Origin of the sequence: Rhodococcus sp. TAF43 (assembly GCF_052113525.1) — a bacterium.
GTDB lineage: Bacteria > Actinomycetota > Actinomycetes > Mycobacteriales > Mycobacteriaceae > Prescottella.
Genome location: NZ_JBFRDL010000011.1, coordinates 115,044 through 138,351 on the forward strand (window position 1 = coordinate 115,044; position 23,308 = coordinate 138,351).

The window sequence follows — 23,308 nt, forward strand, 5'->3', positions numbered from 1 at the left end:
CGGACGAGGCGGTGTGGAAGTACTCGGACTGGCGGGAGACGGATCCGGCCGGGACACGACCCCGACCCCGCCCGAATCCGGCCGGTCGGCGCCCGTCAGCGGCCGCCGTGGAGCGCCACGACCCGCTGGACCGCCCACTCGACGGCGAAGTCGGCGTCGGCGGCCTGGCCCTTCACGTCGGCATTGAGCTTGGCGACAACCTGCAGCGCCTCACCGATCGATGCCGGGTCCCATCCGCGCGCCTGTCCCTGCGCTTTCTTGATCTTCCACGGCGGCATTCCCAGCTCCGACGCCATCCGGAACGGGTCGCCTCGGCCAGCCGAGCCGACCCGCGCGATGGTGTGGACCGCGTCAGCGAGGGCATCGGCGAGGAGGACGTGCGGGACACCGCGATGCATGGCCCACCGTAGGGCCTCCATGGCGCCACGCCGATCGCCGGCCACCGCCTTGTCGGCGACATCGAAGCCCGACACCTCTGCCTTGCCGGAGTAGTACCGCTGGACCGCGACGGCGTCGATCTTGCCACCGGTATCCGCCACCAGCTGCGAACACGCGGCGGCCAGTTCACGCAGGTCCGATCCCACGGATTCGACGACCAACTCGATTACCTCGGGCGAGACTCGCACACCCGCGGCACGGAACTCTCCCCGGACGAATTCCACCCGCTCACCGGGCTTGAGCTTGGCGCACTGGTGCACGGTGGCACCCGACTTCTGGAGCACACCTGCCATCGCCTTCGCCCGGCCGGCGCCGGAGTGGAGCACGATCAGCACCACGCCCTCGGGGAGGTCCGCGGCCGCGTCCTGCACGAGGGCCACCGCGTCCTTGCCGGCCTCGGCCGCGGCCTCGAGCACGAGCACCCGATCCTCCGCGAACAGGGAGGGGCTGAGCAGTTCCGCCAACTCCGGAGCACTGGTGTCCCCCGCGCGCAACCGCGAGACCGGAACGTCCTCCGCCGCCGAACCGGCCGCGGCGCGGACGGCGGCGATGACCGAGGCGACCGCCCGCTCGACCAACAACTCCTCGTCACCGAGAACGAGGTGGAGCGATTCGGGCCGCGTAGAGGTGCTCACCGGACGATGGTGCCATGAGAGCGCCCCACCACCGCAAGTGCCCCGGACCCGGACCGAACCACCGCGACGTCGCCGTCGCGGTCGGTTCGCATCGTCACCGCGCCGAGTGCGCCGACCTTCGCGACGATGCCGGGATTGGGATGCCCGAACAGGTTGTCGGCGCCCACGCTCACGACCGCGACCCGGGGCCGGACCGCGGTGAGGAATTCCGGTGCGGTGGTGCGGGATCCGTGGTGCGGCAACTTCAGGACGTCCGCGCGCAGCGACACCCCCGAGCGCAGCAACGCCCGCTGGCCGGACTCCTCCACGTCGCCGGTCAGCAGGATGCGGCCGGCGGGAGTCTCGGCCATGATCACCAGCGAGCCGTCGTTGGCGGCGTCGTCGGCGGCCGCGGGGTCACGCGGCGTCGGGACCAGAGGACCCAGCACCGTCATCCGCAGGTCGGCCACCGTCAGTTCGCGCCCCGGTTCGAGCCGCAGCAGCCCGGCTCCGGCCCGTGAGGCGGCGGCCGACACGAAGCGGAAGCCGCCCCGGGGAAGGTCGGCCGGACCGATCGCCACCGCGCCGACTGCCCGGTCGCCGAGGACGCCGTCGAGTCCGCCGTAATGGTCGGCGTGTAGGTGGGTGATGATCACGAGCGCGATCTCGTCCACACCGAGACGGCGCAGGCACTGGTCCATTGCCCGCGGCTCGGGTCCCGCATCGACGACGACGGCCCGACCGTCGCCCGCCGCCAGGACCAGACCGTCGCCCTGACCGACGTCGCACGCGACGAACCGCCAACCGGCCGCGGGCCATCCCGGCGAGTACAGCCGCGTCGGTACCCATATCGTCGCGACACCGATGCCGAGCGCCAGCAGCATGCGGCGCGAGGATCGGTACCGCATCGCCAACCCCGCCAGCACGACGCCGACCGACACGATCACCGCTCCGGTCAGCCCACCGGCGACGACCACCGTCCCTCCCGGCACCGCCGCGGCCCGGTCCGCCGCCTCGAGGAGCCACCACAGCGGCGGGCCCGCGATCCGGACGACGAGGGCGGCCGCCGGGAGCCACACGGACGCCAGGATCGCCGTCACCGCCCCGACGATCGTGATCGGTGCGACCACCGGCGCGACGAGGACGTTCGCGACGATCGACACCACGCTCACCGTGCCCGACATCGCGGCCACGAGCGGTGCGGTCACGACGAACGCCGCCACCGCGACCGCCCACGTCTCGGCGAGCCAACGCGGCCAGCCCCGCGCCCGGAGCCGTTCCACCAACACCGGAGACACCAGCACCAGTCCGGCGGTCGCGGCCACCGACAGCGCGAACCCGAAATCGACAGCGAGCGCCGGAAACAGCGCGAGCAGCACGATCACCGAGCCGGCGAGTGCGGGGATCGCCTGCTTCCGCCGTCCGGTCGTCAACGCCAACAGTGCGATACAGCCCATCGCCGCGGCGCGCAGCACACTCGGGGAGGGCCGGGCGACCACGACGAAGGCAGCCAGCGCCACGCCCGCCAACAGCGCCCCGGCGCGCGGGCCAACCCCGATCCCCCGCACCACCAACAGGACTGCACCGAGGACGATCGAAATGTTCGCGCCGGACACGGCCGTCAGGTGCGAGAGCCCGGCCGCGGTGAACTCGTCCTTCACCTCCTGCGGCAGCGCGGAGACATCGCCGACGACGAGTCCGGGCAACAACCCGGCCTGATCCGCCGGGAGTGCCTCGGCGGTCGCCGTCGCCAGCCGATCACGGATCGCCCCCGCCCAGCGCTGGATCACGGGCGGTGGGCCGACGCCGGACGGCGGACCGGTGGCCCGCACCACGGCGACGGTGAGGTCACTGCGCTGCGGTGTGTCGAGACGGCCCCGCAGTGTGAGCCGCTGTCCGGGAAGCAGGGCAGCCCATTCGGGCCCCTCCGCGAACACCAGAACCGCGCCGCCCGCGCGGATCTCCGTTCCGCGGTCGGTGACCGCGCGCAACGACGCCCGGATCATCAGCTGACGCCCGCCCCCGAACCCTGCGCTCCGCAGCGGCTTCGGATCGTCGTCGACGATCACGGACAGGGTTGCCGAACCACCCGCTGCCGCGCGCACCGCGAGAGGATGGGCTTCCACGGCGTGGGTGCGCACCGCGATCGCCACCGCAAACCCGGATCCGATCAGCGTGGCCGCCAGGAGACCCGCCGCGATCATCGCCCACCGCGATCCGCGCGCGTCGGCGCCGGTCCGACGGCGCACGAGAATCGGAACGGCCAGCACCGTCCCGACGCACGCGAGGACCACCGCCGCCACCACCGCGCAGCGCCACCCGGCGTGCAGTCCCAGGAGCATGACACCCCAACTCACGAGCGCGGCCGGAACCAGTCTGAGATCGAGCTGGTGCTCCCGCTCCGTCACAGCACCACCAGTTCGCGCAGCTTCGCCAGCCGCGCCGGACCGATGCCGTCCACCTCCCCCAGTTGCGCGATGTCGGTGAACTTGCCGTTGGTCTGGCGCCACGCCACGATCGCGGCGGCGGTGACCGGGCCCACCCCCGGCAGCGCGTCCAGCTCCGCCTCCCCGGCGGTGTTCAGGTTGACCTTGCCGACGGCCTTCGCGGTCGCGCCGGGTGTGGCCGCCGCCGCGCTCGCCCCCGAGCTCACGCGGGCGCTGCCGACCGTGACCGGCGCGCCCTCAGCCGGGGCGACCCCCACCAGTATCTGGTCGCCGTCGTCGACACGCTCGGCCATGTTGAGCCCCAACACATCCGCGCCGGGTCGCGGGCCGCCGGCCGCGGCGAGCGCGTCGGCGATCCTCGACCCCGGTGGCAGCAGCACCAGACCCGCCTGATTGACCAGGCCCACGACACTCACCACCACCTGGGCAGCCGGTTCCGGGGGTGCGGGCGGCGCCGCCTGTGAGGAGACGCTCTCGGCAACTTCGGTGTCTCCGGCCCCGACGTCCCGGACCTCCACGGCAGGCAGCGGCGGAACCACCTGTGCGGTGGGCCTGTCCCGCCACACCGTCACCGCCGCGATTCCCGCCGCCACCAGCGCGACGACGACGAGCGCCGCGGCACCACGACGACCGGGACTCAGCCGGGCGCCGGGCCAGCGCGGAGACGGACGTTCGGGGCCCGGTTCGGCGGAGAAATCGTCCGCCTCGGTTGCCTCGGCCAGCCACTCGGGAGCCCAGGCGCGTGGGTGCGCCTCCCCCACAGCGTTATCGGAGTCGTCGTCGTGGTCGCGGCCGCTCGACCCGACACGAGCCGACGGCGGCAGCACGGCAGCCGAGGCGAGCCGTCGCCGCACCCGCGCACGATCCTGATCGGTACCCATGACGCCGACGGTAGGGTCCCGCCGCGACGGCGGAACCCCGGAGAGCCCGCCGGAAAGAAATCCTGTGGATCAGAGATCGGCTGTGGATGACGGGCCGGAATCGTGTTCCGGCAGCGCCGCGTCCGCGCCCCCGGGACAGACGACGATGCCGATCGCACCCGGTCCGACGTGCGCGCCGAGCACGGACCCGATCTCGGTGACGATCAGTTCGCTGACATCCGGGATCCGTTCCTTCAGCTGAGCGGCGATCTCCTCGGCACGCTCGGGCGCCTGCGAATGATGCACCGCGATCGCCGCGCGCTCCGCGCCCGCCTGCTCCACGGCCGCATCGACCAGTTTCGCGAGCGCCTTCGTCGAGGTCCGTGTCTTCTCGCGCAGCACCAGCTTGCCGTCGACCAGGTGCAGGACCGGCTTCATCGCCAACGCGGTGCCGAGCAGCGCCGCAGCGGTTCCGATCCGGCCACCGCGTCGCAGATGGTCCAGGCGGTCGACGACGATCGACGTCCGTCCGCGCGCCGCGACCTCGACCGCTCTCTGATACACCGACTTGAGGCTGCCTCCCGCGCGCGCGACCCGCGCCGCGGCCAGCGCCGGGTAACCCAGACCCATCCCCGTCGACTCCGAGTCGACGATGCGGACCATCTCCCCCAGCTTGTGCGCCGCCTGCCGGCCCGCCTCCCACGTGCCCGACAGCTGCCGCGAGATGTGGACGGCCACCACCCCGTCGCCGCCACTGTCGGCCAATGCCGCCGCATACGCGTCGCCGAGTTCTCCCGGAGACGCGCCCGAGGTGGTCACCCCCGACAGATCGTCCGGGACGTCGTCGATGCCGTCACGCAGATCCGTGCCACCGCTGAGCAGATGCAGCGGCACGACCCGAATGCCGTACCGGTCCACCAGTTCGGGCGACAGACAGGCGGAGGAGTCGGTGACTACGACGACAGGCACGCCACTACCCTATTTCGATCTCGTCGGAGGTGGTCGAGCGACGGACGTTCTTGATCGCGTCGATCATCGCGGCCGCCACCTCCTCGTGCGCGTCCCAGCCCCAATGGATTCCGTCCGGATTCGCACGATCCGAGAAGACGTTCTCCCGCACCGCGGCCGCGAGATCCACCATCGGCACACCCTTGTCCGACGACCATGCCTCGAGGGCACGGACCGCGGGGGCACGCCCGGTGTGCACACGACCGTAGGCATCGCAGCGATGCACGGACGGATAGGTGCCGATCACCGGCAGGTCCGGGCGGATCGCTGCCAACGCGTCGCGGCAGCTCTCCAGGTACTCCACCGACAGCTTGGGCGGCAACGCCACCGGACGGCCCAGCTTCGACAGCCGTGGCTGCAGCCATTGGTAACCGGACCGGACGACGCGCCGCAACGCCGGCGGCCGGATGTAGCGCAGCTGTTCACGCAGCGCCGTCGGCAGCGGTGACGGCAGCGAATCCATGCCGCCGACCGCGAAGACGACGGCACCGGCCTGCGGCACCGCGGCCCACACCCGCGGGTCCTGTGTGATCGCCCACCACGCGTCACGGCTGGTCCAGCCGATGCGCGCGACGAGTTCCACCCGCCAGCCCAGATCCTTCGCGACCAGGGTCGGCCAGATCCGCGGATGGTCGGCCGGCAGCCCGCCCTTCGGCCCGTAGTAGGCCAACGAGTCGGCGACGACCAGCAGCACCGGCTGCCCCGAGCTGTCACCGACGGCGGGGCCGTCAGAGGACGTCACGACGGCGGGGCCGTCAGCGGTCGTCACGACGGCGGGGCCGTCAGAGGACGTCACTGGCCACGCTCGCTGACGCGTTCCACACATCCAATCGCCATACCGGATCTGTCCCCTCCCCGTGTCCGCTGAGCTGCACCCAGCTGGTGTTTCCTAGTCCACCGAGCACCGGCCACCGATCCACCGGCAGGTCGAGCAGTCGCGCCGTGAGCGCGGCGATGAGGCCGCCGTGTGCGACCAGCACCAACGGATCCGAACCCCAGGATCCGTACCGTTCGAGCTGATCGAGCACGACGGGCAGGCTGCGGGCCGCGACGTCGATCCGGCTCTCACCGGCGGGCGGCGCCCATTCGGCGTCGGTGCGCCACCGTGCGCGCGCACCGGGCGAGATGACGTCGACGTCGGTGTGGGTGAGGCCCTGCCAGTCCCCCAGGTGGGTCTCCCGGAGCCGGGCATCGGTCTCCACCGGCAACCCGATGTGGTCGCCGAGCGCGAGCGCGGTGTCGTGCGCGCGGCGCAGATCCGACGACACGATCGCGAACGGACGCTTGTCGGCGAGCGCCTGCGCCGCCGTCTTCGCCTGCGCGCGGCCCAGATCGGACAGGTCGGTGTCGAGCTGTCCCTGTATCCGGTCCGACGCGTTGTATTCCGTCTGACCGTGCCGCAGCAGGATCAGACGTTTGACCGCGGGCCCCGCCGCGGCCGAGGTCACTGCTCCGGCTCCCCGGCGTCGTCCGCCGGATCGGGCTCGATCGACAGCTGCCGCGGCTCGACACCCTCGACCGGGATCTCCGGGCAGTCCTTCCACAGCCGATCCAGCGCATAGAAGTTGCGCTCGTCGGTGTGCTGGACGTGGACGACGATGTCGACGTAGTCGAGCAGCGCCCAGCGACCCTCACGGGTGCCCTCGCGTCGCACGGGCTTGTGCCCGGCCTCGCGCAGCTTGTCCTCGACGTTCTCGACGATCGCGTTGACCTGACGCTCATTGGGGGCGGAGGCGATGACGAAACAGTCCGTGATCACCAACTGCTCCGAGACGTCGAGCACCACCACGTCCGAGGCCAACTTCTCGTCGGCCGCCAGTGCCGCGATGCGTGCCATCTCCATGGCGTCGTTCGATGCGCTCACTCAGTGTTCTCCCGGTTCTGCTTGTACTGAAGATTGTGAAGGGTCTGCGGGTGCTTCGCCGGGCGACTGTCGCGCCGGAACCGGCTCGGACATCGTGACCGCACCGTCCAGGCGTGCCACACCGCTCGGCTGGTACAGGTTGCGCTTGCTGATGTACTGGACCACGCCGTCCGGCACGAGGTACCAGACGGGCCGGTGTTCGCTGGCCCGCAGTCGGCACTCCGTCGACGAGATCGCCAGGGCCGGGATCTCGATCAGGGTCACCGCGTCGCGCGGCAGCCGCTCGAGGTGCGACGAGAGGTGCTCGGTGTGCAGCTCGTAGCCGGGCCGCGAGACGCCGACGAACTTGGCGAGCGCGAACAGTTCCTCCCAGTCCTGCCACGACAGGATGCTCTCGAGCGCGTCGGCGCCCGTGATGAAGAACAGTTCGGCGTCGGGATGCTGCGTTCGCAGGTCCCGCAGCGTGTCCACCGTGTAGGTGACCTTGGCTCGGTCCACGTCGACGCGGCTCACCGAGAACCGCGGATTCGACGCCGTGGCGATCACCGTCATCAGGTAGCGGTCCTCGGCGGGGCTGACCTCGCGATCGTCCTTCTGCCACGGCTGACCGGTGGGCACGAAGATCACCTCGTCGAGGTCGAATCGATCCGCGACCTCACTGGCCGCCACGAGGTGCCCGTGGTGGATCGGATCGAAGGTGCCACCCATCACGCCCAGGCGGCGCCGTCGGGTGATCGCTGTCGGCTGCTGCACGATGATCCAGCTTACGGGTTGACGCAGCTCACGAATTCACACAGGCAGCAAACCGGCAACCACCGCGGCCAGTTGCTGCGCGGATCGGCACTCGTGCATGTCGATCACCTCGTTGTAGACCAGCGCCGCCGAGTCACCCGTACCCCACTGACCATGCGGTTCCGGGTTGAGCCAGTGCGCGTGCTTGGCGACCGACACCAGGTGTTCGAGCGCGGGAAGACCGGGATCGCGGTAGTTGTTGCGCCCGTCACCCAGGACCAGCAGCGAGCTGCGGCTGGTGATGGATTGCGCGTACCGCTCCGCGAACACCCCGAGCGCGTGACCGTAGTCCGAGTGTCCGTCGTACGTGATCAGGTCGGCTTCCCGGACCATCCGCGACATCGCGACGCCCAGGTCGGAGCCCGTGTCGAAGAACCGGGTGACCTCGTCGGTGGTGTCGATGAACGCGAACACCCGCACCCGCGAGAACTGTTCACGCAGAGCATGGACCAACAGCAACGTGAAATGGGAGAACCCTGCCACCGAGCCGGAGACGTCACACAGCAGCACCAGCTCGGGCCGGGCCGGGCGCGGCTTACGCTGTACCAGATCGATCGGGACGCCGCCGGTGGACATGGACTTGCGCAGCGTTCGACGCAGGTCGATCGCGCCCGCCCGCGCCCGACTGCGACGCACCGCCAGCCGGCTCGCCAGCAGCCGCGCCAGCGGGGTGACGCTGCGCCGCAGGGCCGTCAGCTCCGCGTCCGACGCACGCAGGAAGTCCACCTCCTCGGCGAGCTTGGGCACGCCGTAGCTCGCGACCCTCTCCTTGCCGATCTGTTCCGCGGACCTCCGCCGGGTCTCCGACTCGACCATCTTGCGGAAGTCCGTGATCCGCTGCACCGCGGCGCGCTTGGCCACCTCGGAGGCGTAGTCCCCCGCAGGTCGTTCGCCGTCCTGCTGATTGCCGAGCAACCCGGAGAGGATCTTCTCGATCAGCCTGTCGGGGGCGACGTTGCGCAGCGCCTGGTACGCCGAGAACGACGGCCCGTTGGACGATTCGTACCGGCCGAGTTCGTCGACCATCTGCGCGACCAGCACCTCGAGCTGTTCGAGGGCCTCGGGCGAGTCGCCGGAGAGGAGTTCGGCCAACAGCTCCCGCAGCGCGTCGAGGTCGACCTCGCCGTCGGGCGACCGTGGCAGCGACCGGTCGATGCCACTGTCGTCGCGCGCACCGACTCCGACGGGGAACCACAGGTCGAACAGCGCGTCGAAGGTCGCGCGGTGCGTCGGGCGGCGCAGCAGCGAGCAGGCGAGCCCCTCGCGCAGCGCCTCGCGGTCCAGGAGATCGAGAACCGACATCACCTGGCCGGCATCGACGGTCTCGGACGGGCCGACCGAGATCCCGCGGCGCCGCAGCGCCTCGACGAAGTCGACGAGATGACCCGGAATTCCGTGCGGCGCCGGCGGACCTCCACGGCGGTGTGCTGGCGACGTGGCCATCGGCTCGATCCCCTCAGTTGAGGCGCAGCTCGGCGGCGGCGCGCTGCTGATCGGCCCGATGCTTGAGCACGACACCCATCGTGGCGCGGACCGCGTCGTCGTCGAGAGTGTCGAGACCGAGCGCGAGCAGCGTGCGACCCCAGTCGATGGTCTCCGACACCGACGGCACCTTCTTGAGCTGCATGCCGCGCAGCACGTTGACGGTGCGCACGAGTTGCTCGGCGATGGCCTCCGGCAGTTCCGGGACGCGGCTCGCGAGGATCCGGCGCTCGAGCTCTGCGTCGGGGAACTCGAGGTGCAGGAACAGGCAGCGACGCTTGAGCGCCTCCGACAGCTCCCGTGTCGCGTTGGAGGTGAGCACCGCGAAGGGCTTGCGCGTCGCGGTGATCGTGCCGAGCTCGGGAATGGTGACCGCGAAGTCGCTGAGGACCTCGAGTAGCAGGCCCTCGATCTCGACGTCCGCCTTGTCGACCTCGTCGATCAGCAGCACGGTCGGGTCCTCGCGGCGGATCGCGGTCAGCAACGGGCGCGACAGCAGGAACTCCTCGGAGAACACGTCCTGCTTGGTGGCGTCCCAGCTGTGATCGCTGCCGGCCTGGATCCTGAGGATCTGCTTGGCGTGGTTCCACTCGTACAACGCGCGAGACTCGTCGACGCCCTCGTAGCACTGCAGGCGCACCAGTTCCGCGCCCGACGTCTGCGCGACGGCGCGGGCCAGTTCGGTCTTGCCGACGCCGGCGGGGCCCTCGATCAGGAGCGGCTTGCCCAATCGGTCAGCGAGGAACACCGCGGTGGCGGTCGCCTTGTCGGAGAGGTAGCCGGTCTCGGCGAGTCGCGCGATGACGTCGTCGACGCTCGCGAACAGCGGCGGTGCAGTCGGCAGGGCCCGGTCCACACTCGCTCCTTTCGGGCCGTCAGGCCGGTCGGGTATGACCGTCTCCCCAGACAGTCCACTTGGTCGAGGTGAGCTCGCCCAGGCCCATGGGGCCGCGGGCGTGGAGCTTCTGCGTGGAGATCCCGATCTCTGCGCCGAACCCGAACTGTTCACCGTCGGTGAATGCGGTCGAGGCGTTGACCATAACCGCGGCGGCGTCGACGCGGGCGGTGAACTCGCGCGCGGCGGACAAATCGGACGTCACGATGGCCTCGGTGTGGCCGGTGCCGTACCGGTCGATGTGCTCGACGGCCGCGTCGAGACCGTCGACGACCTTGAGCGCGATGTCGAGAGTCAGGTACTCCTCGGACCAGTCCTCCTCCGTGGCCGGCACCAGTCCGGGCAGGTCGCCGTGCACGGTGACGCTCTGCATCTGCAGGGCCTGCAGCAGCTGCGGCACCGCGGTGTCGGCGATCGCGGCGTCGATCAGCAGCGTCTCCGCGGTGTTGCACACGCTGGGACGCCGGGTCTTGGCGTTGAGGACGATCTTCTCGGCCATGTCCAGGTCGGCCGCGGAGTGGATGTAGACGTGGCAGTTGCCGACACCGGTCTCGATGGTGGGCACGGTGGCGTCGCGCACCACCGCGTTGATCAGCCCGGCGCCACCGCGCGGGATGACGACGTCGACCAGACCGCGGGCCTGGATCAGGTGGGTGACACTCGAGCGGTCCGCGCTGGGCAGCAGCTGCACAGCGTCCTCGGGCAGTCCCTCCGTCGCGAGGGCGGCGCGCAGCACCTTCACGAGCGCGGCGTTGGACTCGGCCGCCGACGACGATCCGCGCAGCAGCGCCGCGTTGCCGGACTTGAGCGCGAGGCCGAACGCATCGACCGTGACGTTGGGGCGGGCCTCGTAGACCATGCCGACCACACCGAGCGGGACGCGGACCTGGCGGATCTCGAGCCCGTTGGGCAGCGTGGAACCGCGGACGATCTCGCCGACCGGATCCTGCAGGCCCGCGACCTGACGCAGGCCGGACGCGATGCCCTCGACCCGATCGGCGGTCAGCCGCAGCCGGTCGAGCAGCGATTCCTCGGTACCGGCCGCACGCGCGGCCTCGATGTCCTCGGCATTGGCGGCCAGGACGGCGTCGGTCGCGGCGAGAACGGCATCCGCAGCCGCATGCAGGGCGGCGTCCTTCTGCGCGGTGGTCAGCAGCGCCAGCACACGGGACGCGACACGCGCGCGGCGAGCGGCGCCGTGCACCGCCTCCCGAGTGTCCCCGGCTTCGCCGGCTGCGGGTGAAGTATGCGTCGCGGCAGTCATCTCTACAGATTAGCGACCGCGCCGGGCGCATAATCTATCTGCCCACGCGCCGTCTGCGTAAGGAAATGTCATTGTCACGACACGAGACGATCCCCGAAGCGCCCTCGGAGGGGTACAGCCGCGGACTGAACTCGCGCACCATCCAGATGATCGCCCTCGGCGGCGCGATCGGCACCGGGTTGTTCTACGGCGCCGGCGGTGCGATCGAGGAGGCCGGACCGTCACTGATCCTGGTCTACCTCGCGGCCGGTCTCGTGATCTTCGTCATCATGCGGGCGCTCGGCGAACTCCTCACCTACCGGCCGATCTCGGGCAGCTTCGCCGAGTACGCCGAGGAGTTCCTGGGCCGGTTCTTCGGGTTCGCGACCGGCTGGGCGTACTGGGCGGTGTGGGCCGCGACCTGTATGGCCGAGATCACCGTCGCCGGCAAGTACGTCGAGTACTGGTGGCCGAGTGTGCCCACGTGGCTGACTGCACTGGTGGTGCTGCTCGTGTTGTTCGGCGCCAATCTGATCTCGGTGAAGCTCTTCGGTGAGGCCGAGTTCTGGTTCTCGGCCATCAAGATCACCGCGATCCTGGGCATGATCCTCATCGGCATCGGGGTGCTCACGATCGGCTTCGGTCACGCGACCAACCCGACCGTGACGAACCTGTGGGCCGACGGCGGTGTGTTCCCGAACGGATTCGGCAGCGCACTGATGAGCCTGCAAGTGGTGATGTTCGCGTACGTCGGCGTGGAACTGGTCGGTGTGACGGCGGGCGAGGCCGAGAATCCCAAACAGACGTTGCGCAAGGCGATCAACACCCTGCCGTTCCGCATCGGGCTGTTCTATGTCGGTTCTCTCATCGTCATCCTGTCGGTCGCGAGCTGGCGGGACTTCGAGGCCGGCAAGAGCCCGTTCGTGGAGGTGTTCGAGCAGATCGGCATCCCGGCAGCCGCCGGCATCATGAACTTCGTGCTCCTCACCGCGGCACTGTCGTCGTGCAACTCCGGCATCTACTCGACGGGCCGGATGCTGCGGAGCCTCTCGCTGCGCCGCCAGGCGCCCGCGGCGTTGAGCCGGCTCAGCAGCCGGCAGGTTCCGTACGCGGGTCTCACCATGTCGGCCGGCGCAATGGTCATCGGCGTCATCGTGAACGTCCTGTCTCCCGATCGCGCCTTCGTCTACATCACGTCGGTGTCGACGATCGGGATCATCTTCGTGTGGGGCGTGATCCTCATGTGCCACCTCCGCTACCGCCGATTCGTCAACAGCGGCGCGCTGCCGGCGTCCGACTACCGACTGCCCGGCGCGCCCTACACTAACTGGATCGCACTCACATTCCTGGCGTTCGTCGTCGTGCTGCTCTTCTTCACCGAGACCGGCCGGATCGCGCTCGCCGTCGGCGCCGTGTTCGGCGCGTTGGTCGTCGGCGGCTACTACGCCCTCCTCGGGCGCGCTTCCTCTCGCTACTGAGGGCACGGTCACCGACGACGCCGCCGTCGAGCGTGCCGTCGGGGCCACGGTGCTCGGAAATGCCATCGACTAGTTCTGCGCTTACGCCTACCTCACGACCACGATCGGCAAGGCCTTCGTCCCGGACGTCGGCGCTCGTCGTTCTCGTCCGAGGGCGAGCGTCTCGGCCCCTAGGAGGACGAGCGCGACCAGGGCGAGGGCTGCGCCGATCCAGCCGACACTGGGGTACCCGAATCCGGCAGTGAGTACGAGTCCACCGAGCCAGGGGCCGACGCTGATGCCGACGTTGAACGAGGCGGTACTGCCTGCCGCGACGAGCGCCGGTGCCGCCGGAGCGATTCCGAAGACCCGCGCGTTGAGCGCGGGGTTGGCACCGAACCCTGTCGCTCCGAGGAGGAACACCAGGATCACCATCGGAAGAACCGATTCGGCGGTCAGCGCGATCAAGGCCGAGCAGACGAGCAATCCGGCGAACCCGACCCCGAGGACCCGAACGGGCCACCTGTCGAAAGCCCGACCCCCGAGCGCGATGCCCAGCAGCGCCCCGACTCCGTAGACCGACAGCACCGCGGGAACCCACGCCGGCGCAAGCCCGGTGGTGTCGATCAGCAAGGCGCCCAGGTAGGAGAACGTGACGAGCAGCGCGGCCGTCGAAGCCGCGGTCATGGCATAGGACAGCCACAGACGGGGCCGCGCCATCGCTCGAAGCTCATCACGAACCCGCGGCGGCTCACTCGGCGTCAGGGCGGGCACCCGCGCCGCGACACCGGCCATCGCCGGCAACGACAGGACGACCACCGCCCAGAATGCACCACGCCAACCGAAGTTCTGCCCGATCCAGGTACCGGCGGGCAGCCCGATCACCGTCGCCACGGTGAGTCCACCGGCGACGATGCTCATCGCGCGGCCGCGCCGGTGACCGGGAACCAGTTCCATCGCGGTGCTCGCGGCGACGGCCCAGAACCCCGCGTACACGAACGCACCGATGAACCGGCTTGCGAACAGCGTCTCGAAGCTCGAGCTCGTGGCCCCCACCACGTGCGCGAGGACGAACACCCCGGTGAACAGCAGCAGAGCGCGACGACGGGGCCACCGCAAGGTCGCGATCGTGAGGACCGGGGCTCCGATGACCATCCCGAGCCCGAAACCTGAGATCAACAGGCCCGCCTGCGGGACCGAAACGCCCAGGTCGACAGCAATATCGGGAACCAGCCCGGCCAGCATCAGTTCGCTGGTGCCCTGGGCGAAGATCGCGAAACCGAGGACGAAAACTGTCGTCGGCATCAGAGCATCACCCCGCCGCCGACGCCGATCCACTGTCCCTCAGCCGTAGCCCGCCGATCCATGTACCCCACTCCATTTCTTTAGTGACCGTTACAGAAAGAAGACCCTAGCACCTTGTGTAGCGCTTGCTCTAAAATGTGACCCATGGTGACAACGCTTCGCGGGCGCCCTCGCTCGTTCGATCGAGATGCGGCGTTGGACAAGGCGATCCGGCTGTTCTGGCGTCAGGGCTACGAGGCCACCTCGGTGCGCGATCTCACCGAAGAACTCGGTATCGGGGCCCCGAGCCTGTACAACGCGTTCGGCGACAAGCAGCAACTCTTCGCCGAGGCGCTTCAGGTGTATGTCGAGCGCTACGGCGGCTTCATCGACCGCGCGCTGGCCGAGGAGCCGACCGCGAAGGCGGCAGCAGCCCGGGTCTTCCGCGACGGCCCGCTGCGCTACACCCGCCCAGACCTTCCGGCCGGCTGCCTCGTTGTCGATGGCGACGCGGGCACATCCAACGCCGAGGTCGCAGCGTTGCTGACCGAACTCCGCACGAGCAACGTCACGGCGTTCGCCGCAAAGATCCGGACCGATATCCACGCGCACGTTCTGCCGGCCGACACGGACGCCGTCACACTGAGCCGCTACACATTGACGGTGCTGAACGGCTTGGCCCACGCCGCCCGCCAGGGGGCCGGCCGGGTCCAACTCGAGGGCGTCGCCGAGCTTGCCCTGCGCGCCTGGCCCTGAGCGGCCGCCACCGCAACCCCAATCGTCGGACGAACGCCGACCCGCGGCCAGACGGCACGCTCCAGGCGCGCCGACCTCGCCGCGCCTAGGGTCGAGGGATGTCCGCGAACAGAGTGGTCGTAGTCGGCAGCATCAACATGGACCTGGTGGCCCGGACACCTCGGATGCCCGCGCCGGGCGAGACGATCCTGGGCACAACCTTCGCGACCACCCCGGGCGGCAAGGGTGCCAACCAGGCGATCGCGGCCGCCAGGGCGGGCGCGGACGTCGCCTTCGTCGGCGCGGTGGGCGACGACACCTTCGCGCTCGACCTCCGCCAGGCTCTCGTCGACGCCGAGGTCGACGCCGAGCGACTGCGGGAGGTGTCGGGACCCAGCGGGGTCGCCGTGATCACTGTCGACGACGACGGGCAGAACTCGATCGTCGTGCTCCCCGGCGCCAACTCGCGCGTCCTCGACCTCACCGACGAGGAGCTGAGGCCGGTCGCCGACGCCGACGTCCTGTTGTGCCAGTTGGAGATTCCGGTCGAGACGGTGACCGCGGCGGCCCGGCACGGCTCCGCGCACGACACCGTCGTGATGCTCAATCCCTCTCCGGCACGGCCCCTTCCGGACGAATTGATCGCTTCGGTCGATGTCCTCGTCGTCAACGAGACCGAGGAGCAGCAGCTCGGCCGGGACACCCTCGCGCGGGTGGCGCACGTCGTGACGACCCTCGGCGCAGACGGCGCGCGCTACCGCGGCCCGCAGGGCGACCGGGTGCAGGTCGGCTCCCCCGACGTCGATGCCGTCGACACCACGGGAGCCGGCGACGCCTTCACCGGCGCACTCGCGTTCGCGTGGGACCGCGGCCCGCGCGACGCCCTGACCTTCGCCTGCGCGGCGGGCGCGCTGGCCACCACCCGCCCGGGCGCGAGCGCCGCGTCGCCGACGCGCGCGGAGATCGAGGCGCTCCTGTCCGAGAACACCTGATACCGAATTCACTTGGCACGCTCGGCGTCCGTCCGTACGGTCCCCCTGTGAACACACCGATCGCACCCGCGCTGCGCCCGTGCCTCGGGCCTCGGGAGTGGCCCGCCCTCGTGCGCATCTGGCGCAGCGCCGTCGAGGCCACCCACGACTTCCTGACACCGGACGACGTCGACTTCTACGAGTCACGGATGCTCGGCGACTACCTCCCCGCCGTCGAGGTGACGGTCGCGACGGTCGACGGGCTACCGGCCGGATTCTCGGGGCTGGCCGGAAGCTCCCTCGAGATGCTCTTCGTCGACGGCGCACGCCTCGGTCGCGGCGTCGGATCCGCACTTCTGCGCCGAGCGGTAGCCGAGCATCCCGATCTGCATCTGGATGTGAACGAACAGAATCCCCGCGCGGTCGACTTCTACCGGCACCACGGCTTCGTCACGACGGGTCGCTCGGCCACCGATGACGACGGGCGCCCGTTCCCGATCCTGCACATGGCACGCGCGACACACCCCAGCGACGGGCGTTCCCGCCGCTGATCCGACCGTCGTCGCCGACCTGTCGGCCCCCTCGGGCACGATGGACCCATGACGACCGCGACCACTGCAGATCTCCGTGACGAGGCCGAACGGTTGCTCCGGGAGCTGGCCGGCCCGCAGGCCACGCTCCGCGAGGACCAGTGGACCGCGATCGAGGCGCTGGTCGTCGGACGACGGCGCGCGCTGGTGGTGCAGCGCACCGGCTGGGGCAAGTCGGCGGTGTACTTCATCGCCGCGAAGCTGCTGCGGGCGCACGGGCACGGGCCGACCGTCATCGTCTCGCCGCTGCTCGCCCTGATGCGCAACCAGGTGGCCTCGGCCGAACGCGCCGGCGTGCGCGCGGCGACGATCAACTCCGGCAACATGACGGAGTGGGACGAGATCCACCAGCGCGTCGCGGCCCGGGAACTGGACGTGCTGCTGGTCAGCCCCGAGCGTCTCAACAATCCCGACTTCCGGGACCAGGTGCTGCCGTCGCTCGCCGCCGACGCCGGTCTGGTCGTGGTCGACGAGGCGCACTGCGTCTCGGACTGGGGTCACGACTTCCGGCCCGACTACCGCCGGATCCGCACCCTCGTGGAGGAACTGGGCGAGGGGATTCCCGTCCTCGCGACGACCGCGACCGCCAACGACCGCGTCGTCGCGGACGTCTCGGCGCAGCTGGGTGTCGGCGGCGCCGAGACCCTCGTGTTGCGCGGCGGCCTCGAGCGCGAGTCGCTGCACATGTCGGTGGTCCGGATCGCGAACGCCACCCAGCGCGCCGCGTGGCTCGCCGAGCACCTCGACGAACTGCCCGGATCCGGGATCATCTACACCCTGACCGTGTCCGCGGCGCGGGACCTGGCGAGCCTGCTGGCCGACCGCGGCCACCGCGTCGCCGCGTACACCGGGCAGACCGACGCCGCCGAGCGGGAGGCACTCGAGACCGACCTGCTGAACAACGACGTCAAGGCGCTGGTCGCCACGTCGGCGCTGGGGATGGGCTTCGACAAGCCGGATCTGGGTTTCGTGGTGCACCTCGGCGCACCCTCGTCCCCGATCTCGTACTACCAGCAGGTGGGCCGCGCCGGCCGATCGACCGACAGCGCCGAGGTGGTGCTGCTGCCCGGCAGCGAGGACCAGCAGATCTGGAGCTACTTCGCCTCGGTGTCGTTCCCCCGCGAACACATCGTCCGGAAGGTGATCGACGTCCTCGACACCGAACGTCCGCAGTCCACGCAGGCCCTCGAACCGCTCGTCGAACTCAACCGGACGCGACTCGAACTGGTCCTCAAGGTCCTCGACGTCGACGGCGCGGTGCGTCGGGTCCGTGGCGGCTGGGTCGCCACGGGGCAGCCCTGGACGTACGACGCGGAACGCTACGGCCGCCTCGAGGTGGCACGCCAGGCCGAGCAGGAAGCCATGCTCGAGTACGAGCGCACCGACGAGTGCCGCATGACGTTCCTGCGCCGCCAGCTCGACGACCCCGGGCTGGGCGACGGGGACGGGCGCTGCGGCCGCTGCGACAACTGCGCGGGCCCCAAGTACAGCGCCACGGTCAGCGAGGCGGCGGTCGCCGACACCAGGCAGCGGCTCGAACGGCCCGGCATCGACCTGCTCCCCCGCAAGCAGTGGCCCACCGGCATGGCGAAGCTCGGAATCAGCCTGTCCGGCAAGATCACCGACGGCCCCGACACCGGCCGCGTCCTGGGCCGACTGTCCGACCTCGGCTGGGGACAGCGCCTGCGGACGCTGCTCGACGGCCCCGACGCGCCCGTGCCCGACGCCGTCGTCGATGCGTGCATCAAGGTCCTGGCGGCCTGGGATTGGGCGGAGCGGCCCGCCGCCGTCATGTGCCTCGAGTCCACCACCCACCCGGTGCTCATGCGGTCCCTGACCGCCCGGCTCGCCGAGGTGGGTCGCCTCACCGACCTGGGAGTGCTGCACGAGCGGCCGGACCATCCGCCCGTCTCGGCGGCCAACTCGGCCTACCGTGTCGCGGGTCTCGACGGCGCGTGGGAGGTGCCCGATCTCACCGGAATCGACAGCCCGGTGCTGCTGCTCGACGCCGTCACCGACACGGGTTGGACGCTGACGATGGCGGCGCGGATCCTCCGCCGGGCAGGAGCTCCCTCCGTCCTTCCTTTCGCGCTCGCCACCCCCAAGTGATACCGAACGTGACCAGGCTCACATTGAGTGCCCCACCTGCACGACTGCGGGGTCTCATCTGCCCGATTTCCGGGGATCCGTGAAATCGTGACGCAGGGTTGTTACGTTCGATTCATCAATGACGCCAATACAAACGCGAGTTACCCCGACCACCGTGCCGGACGCGGTGGAGTTCCGTAAGCCACAGATCTCAGACGGAGTCCGGCTCTGGGAGATCGCCAAGGATTCACAGACGCTCGACGTCAACTCGAGCTACTCATACCTGTTGTGGTGTAGAGACTTTCAAGACACGTCGATCGTCTCCACCGTCGACGGCCGGGTGACCGGATTCGTCACCGGATACATTCGCCCCGAGGCCCCGAACACCCTGTTCGTGTGGCAGGTGGCCGTCGATGCCGCCCAGCGAGGCCGGGGACTGGCCGGACGCATGCTGAACGATCTCCTCGACCGCGTTGCGCTGCAAGGCGTCTGGAATCTGGAGACCACGATCAGCCCGGACAATGTCGCGTCGATCGCGCTGTTCACGTCCGTCGCCCATCGCAGAGGTTCGACGATCACCGACCGGAAGCTGTTTTCCCCGAACGACTTTCCCGACGCGCATGCAGCTGAGAATCTCTACACGATCTCGCCGCAGCACGCTTCCTGAGGAAGGAACACTCACTCATGACCACTGTCGAGACCAGCATTTTCGAATCCCTCGAGTCCGAGGTGCGGAGCTACAGCCGGAACTGGCCGACCGTCTTCGAGTCAGCGTCCGGAGCCTGGATCCGCGACGAGGCCGGCCGCGACTACCTGGACTTCTTCGCCGGGGCGGGCGCCCTCAACTACGGGCACAACAACCCCGTCATGAAACAGGCCCTGATCGACTACATCGCGAGCGACGGCATCACCCACGGCCTGGACATGTCGACCGTGGCCAAACGCGACTTCCTGAAGAGCTTCCAGCGCAACATCCTCGAGCCCCGCGGGCTCGACTACAAGGTCCAGTTCCCCGGTCCCACCGGAACGAACTCGGTGGAGGCCGCACTGAAACTGGCCCGCAAGGCCACCGGCCGCGAGTCGGTCATCAACTTCACCAACGCTTTTCACGGTATGACGTTGGGTGCACTGTCGGTCACCGGCAACTCCATGAAACGTGCCGGCGCAGGTGTGCCGTTGGTGCACGCGACGCCGATGCCGTTCGACAACTACTTCGGTGGAGTCATGGAGGACTTCCACTGGTTCGAGCGCGTCCTGGACGACTCGGGTAGTGGACTCAACCGCCCGGCCGCGGTGATCGTCGAGACCGTGCAGGGCGAGGGCGGCGTCAACGTTGCCCGGCCGGAATGGCTGCGCGCCCTCTCCGAGCTGTGCACCCGCCGCGACATCCTGCTGATCGTCGACGACGTGCAGATGGGGTGCGGACGCACCGGCCCGTTCTTCTCGTTCGAGGTCGCGGGCATCACCCCGGACATCGTCACGCTGTCGAAGTCGATCGGCGGTTACGGCCTGCCGATGGCGCTGACCCTCTTCAAGCCGGAGCTGGACCTGTGGGCGCCGGGCGAGCACAACGGCACGTTCCGCGGCAACAACCCCGCGTTCGTGACCGCGACGGCCGCCCTGGACCACTACTGGTCGGACGACGCACTGCATCGGGCCACGCTCGCCAAGGGCGCGCGGATCAACCAGATCTTCTCGAACCTGGCTGTCACCTTCGACGGCGTGAGCACGCGCGGCCGCGGCATGGTCCAGGGTCTCGTGTTCGACGATCCCGGGATGGCCGTGAAGGTGTGCGGCATCGCGTTCGACGAGGGACTGCTGGCCGAGACGTCCGGCCCGTCGGACGAGGTGGTCAAGCTGCTGCCGCCGCTCACCATCACCGACGCCGAACTCGATCACGGGCTGAGCATCCTGGCCGAGGCCACCGCCAAGGTCTTCGCCTGACCGCGCCCACGCCCACACTTCAGCGACGAGAGGAACTCTCATGATCGTTCGCACGACCGACGACATCACCGACACCGACCGCGACATCACGAGCGACGACGGCAACTGGCGCAGCAAGCGCATCGTTCTCGCCGGCGACGGCGTGGGATTCTCGTTCCACGAGACCACGATTCGCGCCGGATCGGTCAACGAATTCCACTACGCCAACCACATCGAGGCGGTCTGGCTGGTCGAGGGCGACGGCATCCTCACCGACCTCGACAGCGGCGAGGTGTACCAGTTGCGGCCCGGGTCGATGTACCTGTTGAACGGCCACGAACGGCACCGCGTGGAGCCCGTCACCCAGATGCGCATGCTGTGCGTGTTCAACCCCCCGGTGACCGGTCGCGAGGTGCACGACGAGAACGGCGTCTACCCGCTCGTCTCCCTCGACGAGACCGATGCCGCGGCGTCGTAGGTTCCGCCCACAGCGCGCGAAGACACGTGGTGGCCGGGTCGATTCGTCGACCCGGCCACCACCGTCGTCAGTTCCGGCCCGCCGGCCGCAGGGATCAGCCGATCCGCTGCATCTCGATGGTCGGATCCTCCATCGGGGGAATCTCGTCCGCCGCCGGTTCCTGCCGGCGGCGCCACCAGATGGTGAAGGCCACCGCCACGACGACGAGCGCGGCGAGTGCCGCGACCGCGATCCAGAAGCGCGGCCCGTAGTACCCGACGAGCACCATGCGGATCGCGTTGCGGGCCCACGTCAGCGGCATCAGCGCGTGCAGCCACTGCACCGGCGTCGGCATCTGCTCGATCGGATAGACCGCGCCGAACGCGAAGATCTGGATCATCAACGCGCCGAGCGCGATGAAGGTGCCGTTGACCGCACCGAAGACGACGGTGAACAGCCGACCGGACGCGACCGCCGCCGCGCCGACCAGGATCATCACCGCGATCATCGCGACCACACTCGGCGGGTCCACATCGGCCACCACGAACGCCACCACCGACAGCGTCAGGGCCGCGACGAGGGTCACCAGCGCCGGGATCCGGTAGCGGCGCAGGCCCTCCCGGACGACGCCCGCGTGGACGCGCTGCGGGCGGCCCGGCCGCGGTCGGACCACGAACCACATCAGGATGCCGCAGAGGAACAGCAGCACGGACATCACCGCGGGCACGGCGCCCGGACCGAACCCGGCGGCCGGGTTGGGGTTGCGTTCGGCAACCGCGACCGGCGAGGACAGCAGGTTCGCGGTGGTGGCGCGCTCCTCCTCGCTGAACTGCGGCACCTGCTTGGCGCCGTCGGACAGTCCGGTCGCGAGCTGGGTGCTGCCTTCGTCGAGCTGGCCGACGCCCTTCGAGAGTTCGCCGAGGCCGTCACGCAGCTGGACACTGCCGGGGGCGAGCTGCCCGAGCCCGGCCGACAGTTCGTTCGCACCGGTCGCGAGCTGGTGCGCGCCCTGCGAGAGCTGGCCGAGCCCCGAGTTCAGCTCGCCCGCGCCCGCCGTGGCCGCCATCAGGCCGCCGCGGTAGTCGGCCGTCGGGTCGGTGAGCTGACGCGCGAGTTCGCGTGCCCCGTCCCGCAGTTCCGCGAGCTGACCGCCGATCTCGCCCGACTCACCGACGATGGCCAGCACGGGGCCGGTCACCATGTCGACGATCTCGCTGATCTGCTTGGCGCCGGCACCGAGCTCGTCGGTGCCACCGACGAGCTGGTTCAACCCGGCGCCGAGTTCACCAGATCCGGCGGCCGCTTCGTCGGCGCCCGTCGCGAGCTGGCCCGCGCCGGTGGCGAGTTCCTTGCCTCCCGCGTTCGCCTGCCCGAGTCCGGTCGCGAGCTCCTGACTGCCCGCGTACAGCTGGTTGGTGCCGGCCAGAGCCTCTCCGGTGCCGTCGGAGAGCTGCTGCGCGCCGGCGGCCGCCTCACCCATCCCCTTGCCCACGTCGCCGAGTCCGACGAGGACCTGGTCGACGGACTGCTCACCGATCGACTCGGAGACCGCGGACCGCACCTGTGCCATCACGCTCTCGCCGACAGGAGTCGCGACGAGGCTGTTGTAGTCGTTGTAGACGACGTCGAGCTGGGCCTTGCGCCCGTTCCCCGTCGCGGCACTCGCGACGTCGGCGCTGAACGTCTCCGGGATGACGACGGAGAAGTAGTAGGTGCCATCGTCGACACCGGTCTGTGCTTCCTGCGGCGAGACCACCTTCCACGAGACGTCGCCACTCTCGACGAGGGCGGCCACTACCTCGTCTCCGGCGACGATGCGAGTGCCGTCGACGTCGGCGCCCGCATCGGAGTTCACGATCGCGACGGGCATCCGGTTCACGGTGTCGCCCGGATCCCACAGGGCCCACATGTAGAACGCCGCGAAGGACAGCGGCGCGATCACGACGATCGCGAGGATCGTGCGAATCACGTGAGCGCGGCGAGCCGACGGGCCTGCGGCACTGCTCTGGGTTGGCACCATGAAGGGCTCTCTCTCGTGGTCCGAGGCGCGCCGGACGAACGTGTGGCCGCCGACGACGCTGGACATACGTCCAAATCGGACACGATAGAGAGTGCCGGACCTCGGGGTGGGCGCTTTCACGAAATTGCCCACCCCGATCG

Annotated in this window: 21 protein-coding genes; 8 read left to right on the forward strand and 13 right to left on the reverse strand. The window is 69.8% G+C overall.

Annotated elements, in window-relative coordinates; translation table 11 throughout:
• Positions 1–95: 95 nt before the first annotated feature.
• The 11 genes from holA to AB4Z09_RS10135 form a co-directional block, all read right to left on the reverse strand.
• Entirely contained in the window at positions 96–1,073 is a 978-nt protein-coding gene (gene holA / locus AB4Z09_RS10085; RefSeq protein ID WP_174911373.1) for a DNA polymerase III subunit delta, read from the reverse strand.
• The gene (locus AB4Z09_RS10090) at positions 1,070–3,460 is read right to left on the reverse strand and encodes a ComEC/Rec2 family competence protein (RefSeq protein WP_174911375.1); all 2,391 of its coding nucleotides are present in this window, start codon (positions 3,458–3,460) and stop codon (positions 1,070–1,072) included. The genes holA and AB4Z09_RS10090 overlap by 4 nt, the downstream gene beginning before the upstream one ends.
• Positions 3,457–4,380: a ComEA family DNA-binding protein gene (locus tag AB4Z09_RS10095; protein WP_174911378.1), complete on the reverse strand. Its 924-nt coding sequence runs from the start codon at positions 4,378–4,380 to the stop codon at positions 3,457–3,459. Before AB4Z09_RS10095 ends, AB4Z09_RS10090 begins: the two co-directional genes overlap by 4 nt.
• 69 nt (positions 4,381–4,449) lie before the next feature.
• The gene (locus tag AB4Z09_RS10100) at positions 4,450–5,328 is read right to left on the reverse strand and encodes a DegV family protein (RefSeq protein WP_174911380.1); all 879 of its coding nucleotides are present in this window, start codon (positions 5,326–5,328) and stop codon (positions 4,450–4,452) included.
• Positions 5,329–5,332: 4 nt separating this feature from the next.
• Positions 5,333–6,109: a diglucosylglycerate octanoyltransferase gene (gene octT, locus AB4Z09_RS10105; RefSeq protein WP_174914821.1), complete on the reverse strand. Its 777-nt coding sequence runs from the start codon at positions 6,107–6,109 to the stop codon at positions 5,333–5,335.
• A gap of 40 nt (positions 6,110–6,149) precedes the next feature.
• Entirely contained in the window at positions 6,150–6,815 is a 666-nt protein-coding gene (locus AB4Z09_RS10110; RefSeq protein WP_442239649.1) for a histidine phosphatase family protein, read from the reverse strand.
• A complete protein-coding gene (gene rsfS / locus AB4Z09_RS10115; protein ID WP_114719058.1) occupies positions 6,812–7,231 on the reverse strand; it encodes a ribosome silencing factor in 420 nt (139 codons plus the stop codon). Before rsfS ends, AB4Z09_RS10110 begins: the two co-directional genes overlap by 4 nt.
• A complete protein-coding gene (gene nadD, locus AB4Z09_RS10120) occupies positions 7,232–7,939 on the reverse strand; it encodes a nicotinate-nucleotide adenylyltransferase (protein WP_254623011.1) in 708 nt (235 codons plus the stop codon). It abuts the gene before it with no gap.
• A gap of 81 nt (positions 7,940–8,020) precedes the next feature.
• Positions 8,021–9,466: a vWA domain-containing protein gene (locus AB4Z09_RS10125; protein WP_174911386.1), complete on the reverse strand. Its 1,446-nt coding sequence runs from the start codon at positions 9,464–9,466 to the stop codon at positions 8,021–8,023.
• 13 nt (positions 9,467–9,479) lie between these two features.
• Positions 9,480–10,361 carry an AAA family ATPase gene (locus tag AB4Z09_RS10130; RefSeq protein ID WP_114719055.1) on the reverse strand — a complete coding sequence of 294 codons (882 nt, stop codon included), beginning with the start codon at positions 10,359–10,361 and terminating at the stop codon, positions 9,480–9,482.
• A 19-nt stretch (positions 10,362–10,380) separates the two neighbouring features.
• Complete coding sequence (locus AB4Z09_RS10135) at positions 10,381–11,664, reverse strand: glutamate-5-semialdehyde dehydrogenase (RefSeq protein WP_174911389.1); 1,284 nt, start codon at positions 11,662–11,664, stop codon at positions 10,381–10,383.
• A 65-nt stretch (positions 11,665–11,729) separates the two neighbouring features.
• Between AB4Z09_RS10135 and AB4Z09_RS10140 the strand changes: the two genes are divergently transcribed.
• Positions 11,730–13,121, forward strand: coding sequence for an amino acid permease (locus AB4Z09_RS10140; protein WP_114719053.1), 1,392 nt, complete (start codon positions 11,730–11,732; stop codon positions 13,119–13,121).
• An 87-nt stretch (positions 13,122–13,208) separates the two neighbouring features.
• On the opposite strand, the gene AB4Z09_RS10145 is transcribed toward AB4Z09_RS10140, so the two are convergent.
• Positions 13,209–14,405 carry a Cmx/CmrA family chloramphenicol efflux MFS transporter gene (locus AB4Z09_RS10145; RefSeq protein ID WP_174911392.1) on the reverse strand — a complete coding sequence of 399 codons (1,197 nt, stop codon included), beginning with the start codon at positions 14,403–14,405 and terminating at the stop codon, positions 13,209–13,211.
• A 195-nt stretch (positions 14,406–14,600) separates the two neighbouring features.
• Between AB4Z09_RS10145 and AB4Z09_RS10150 the strand changes: the two genes are divergently transcribed.
• The 7 genes from AB4Z09_RS10150 to AB4Z09_RS10180 all read left to right on the forward strand — a co-directional run bounded on the left by AB4Z09_RS10150 (position 14,601) and on the right by AB4Z09_RS10180 (position 21,169).
• Positions 14,601–15,140, forward strand: coding sequence for a TetR/AcrR family transcriptional regulator (locus tag AB4Z09_RS10150; protein ID WP_254622573.1), 540 nt, complete (start codon positions 14,601–14,603; stop codon positions 15,138–15,140).
• 98 nt (positions 15,141–15,238) lie between these two features.
• Entirely contained in the window at positions 15,239–16,111 is an 873-nt protein-coding gene (locus AB4Z09_RS10155; protein ID WP_174911398.1) for a ribokinase, read from the forward strand.
• A gap of 47 nt (positions 16,112–16,158) precedes the next feature.
• Positions 16,159–16,641 carry a GNAT family N-acetyltransferase gene (locus tag AB4Z09_RS10160; RefSeq protein WP_174911400.1) on the forward strand — a complete coding sequence of 161 codons (483 nt, stop codon included), beginning with the start codon at positions 16,159–16,161 and terminating at the stop codon, positions 16,639–16,641.
• A 48-nt stretch (positions 16,642–16,689) separates the two neighbouring features.
• Positions 16,690–18,789: a RecQ family ATP-dependent DNA helicase gene (locus AB4Z09_RS10165; protein WP_174911403.1), complete on the forward strand. Its 2,100-nt coding sequence runs from the start codon at positions 16,690–16,692 to the stop codon at positions 18,787–18,789.
• Positions 18,790–18,907: 118 nt separating this feature from the next.
• Entirely contained in the window at positions 18,908–19,435 is a 528-nt protein-coding gene (gene ectA, locus AB4Z09_RS10170) for a diaminobutyrate acetyltransferase (RefSeq protein ID WP_174911406.1), read from the forward strand.
• A 17-nt stretch (positions 19,436–19,452) separates the two neighbouring features.
• Positions 19,453–20,712 carry a diaminobutyrate--2-oxoglutarate transaminase gene (gene ectB, locus AB4Z09_RS10175; RefSeq protein ID WP_174911408.1) on the forward strand — a complete coding sequence of 420 codons (1,260 nt, stop codon included), beginning with the start codon at positions 19,453–19,455 and terminating at the stop codon, positions 20,710–20,712.
• 40 nt (positions 20,713–20,752) lie between these two features.
• The gene (locus AB4Z09_RS10180; RefSeq protein ID WP_174911411.1) at positions 20,753–21,169 is read left to right on the forward strand and encodes an ectoine synthase; all 417 of its coding nucleotides are present in this window, start codon (positions 20,753–20,755) and stop codon (positions 21,167–21,169) included.
• Between the two features lie 94 nt (positions 21,170–21,263).
• On the opposite strand, the gene AB4Z09_RS10185 is transcribed toward AB4Z09_RS10180, so the two are convergent.
• On the reverse strand, positions 21,264–23,168 hold the full coding sequence (locus tag AB4Z09_RS10185; protein ID WP_174911414.1) for a YhgE/Pip domain-containing protein: 1,905 nt from the start codon (positions 23,166–23,168) through the stop codon (positions 21,264–21,266).
• Positions 23,169–23,308: the final 140 nt, after the last annotated feature.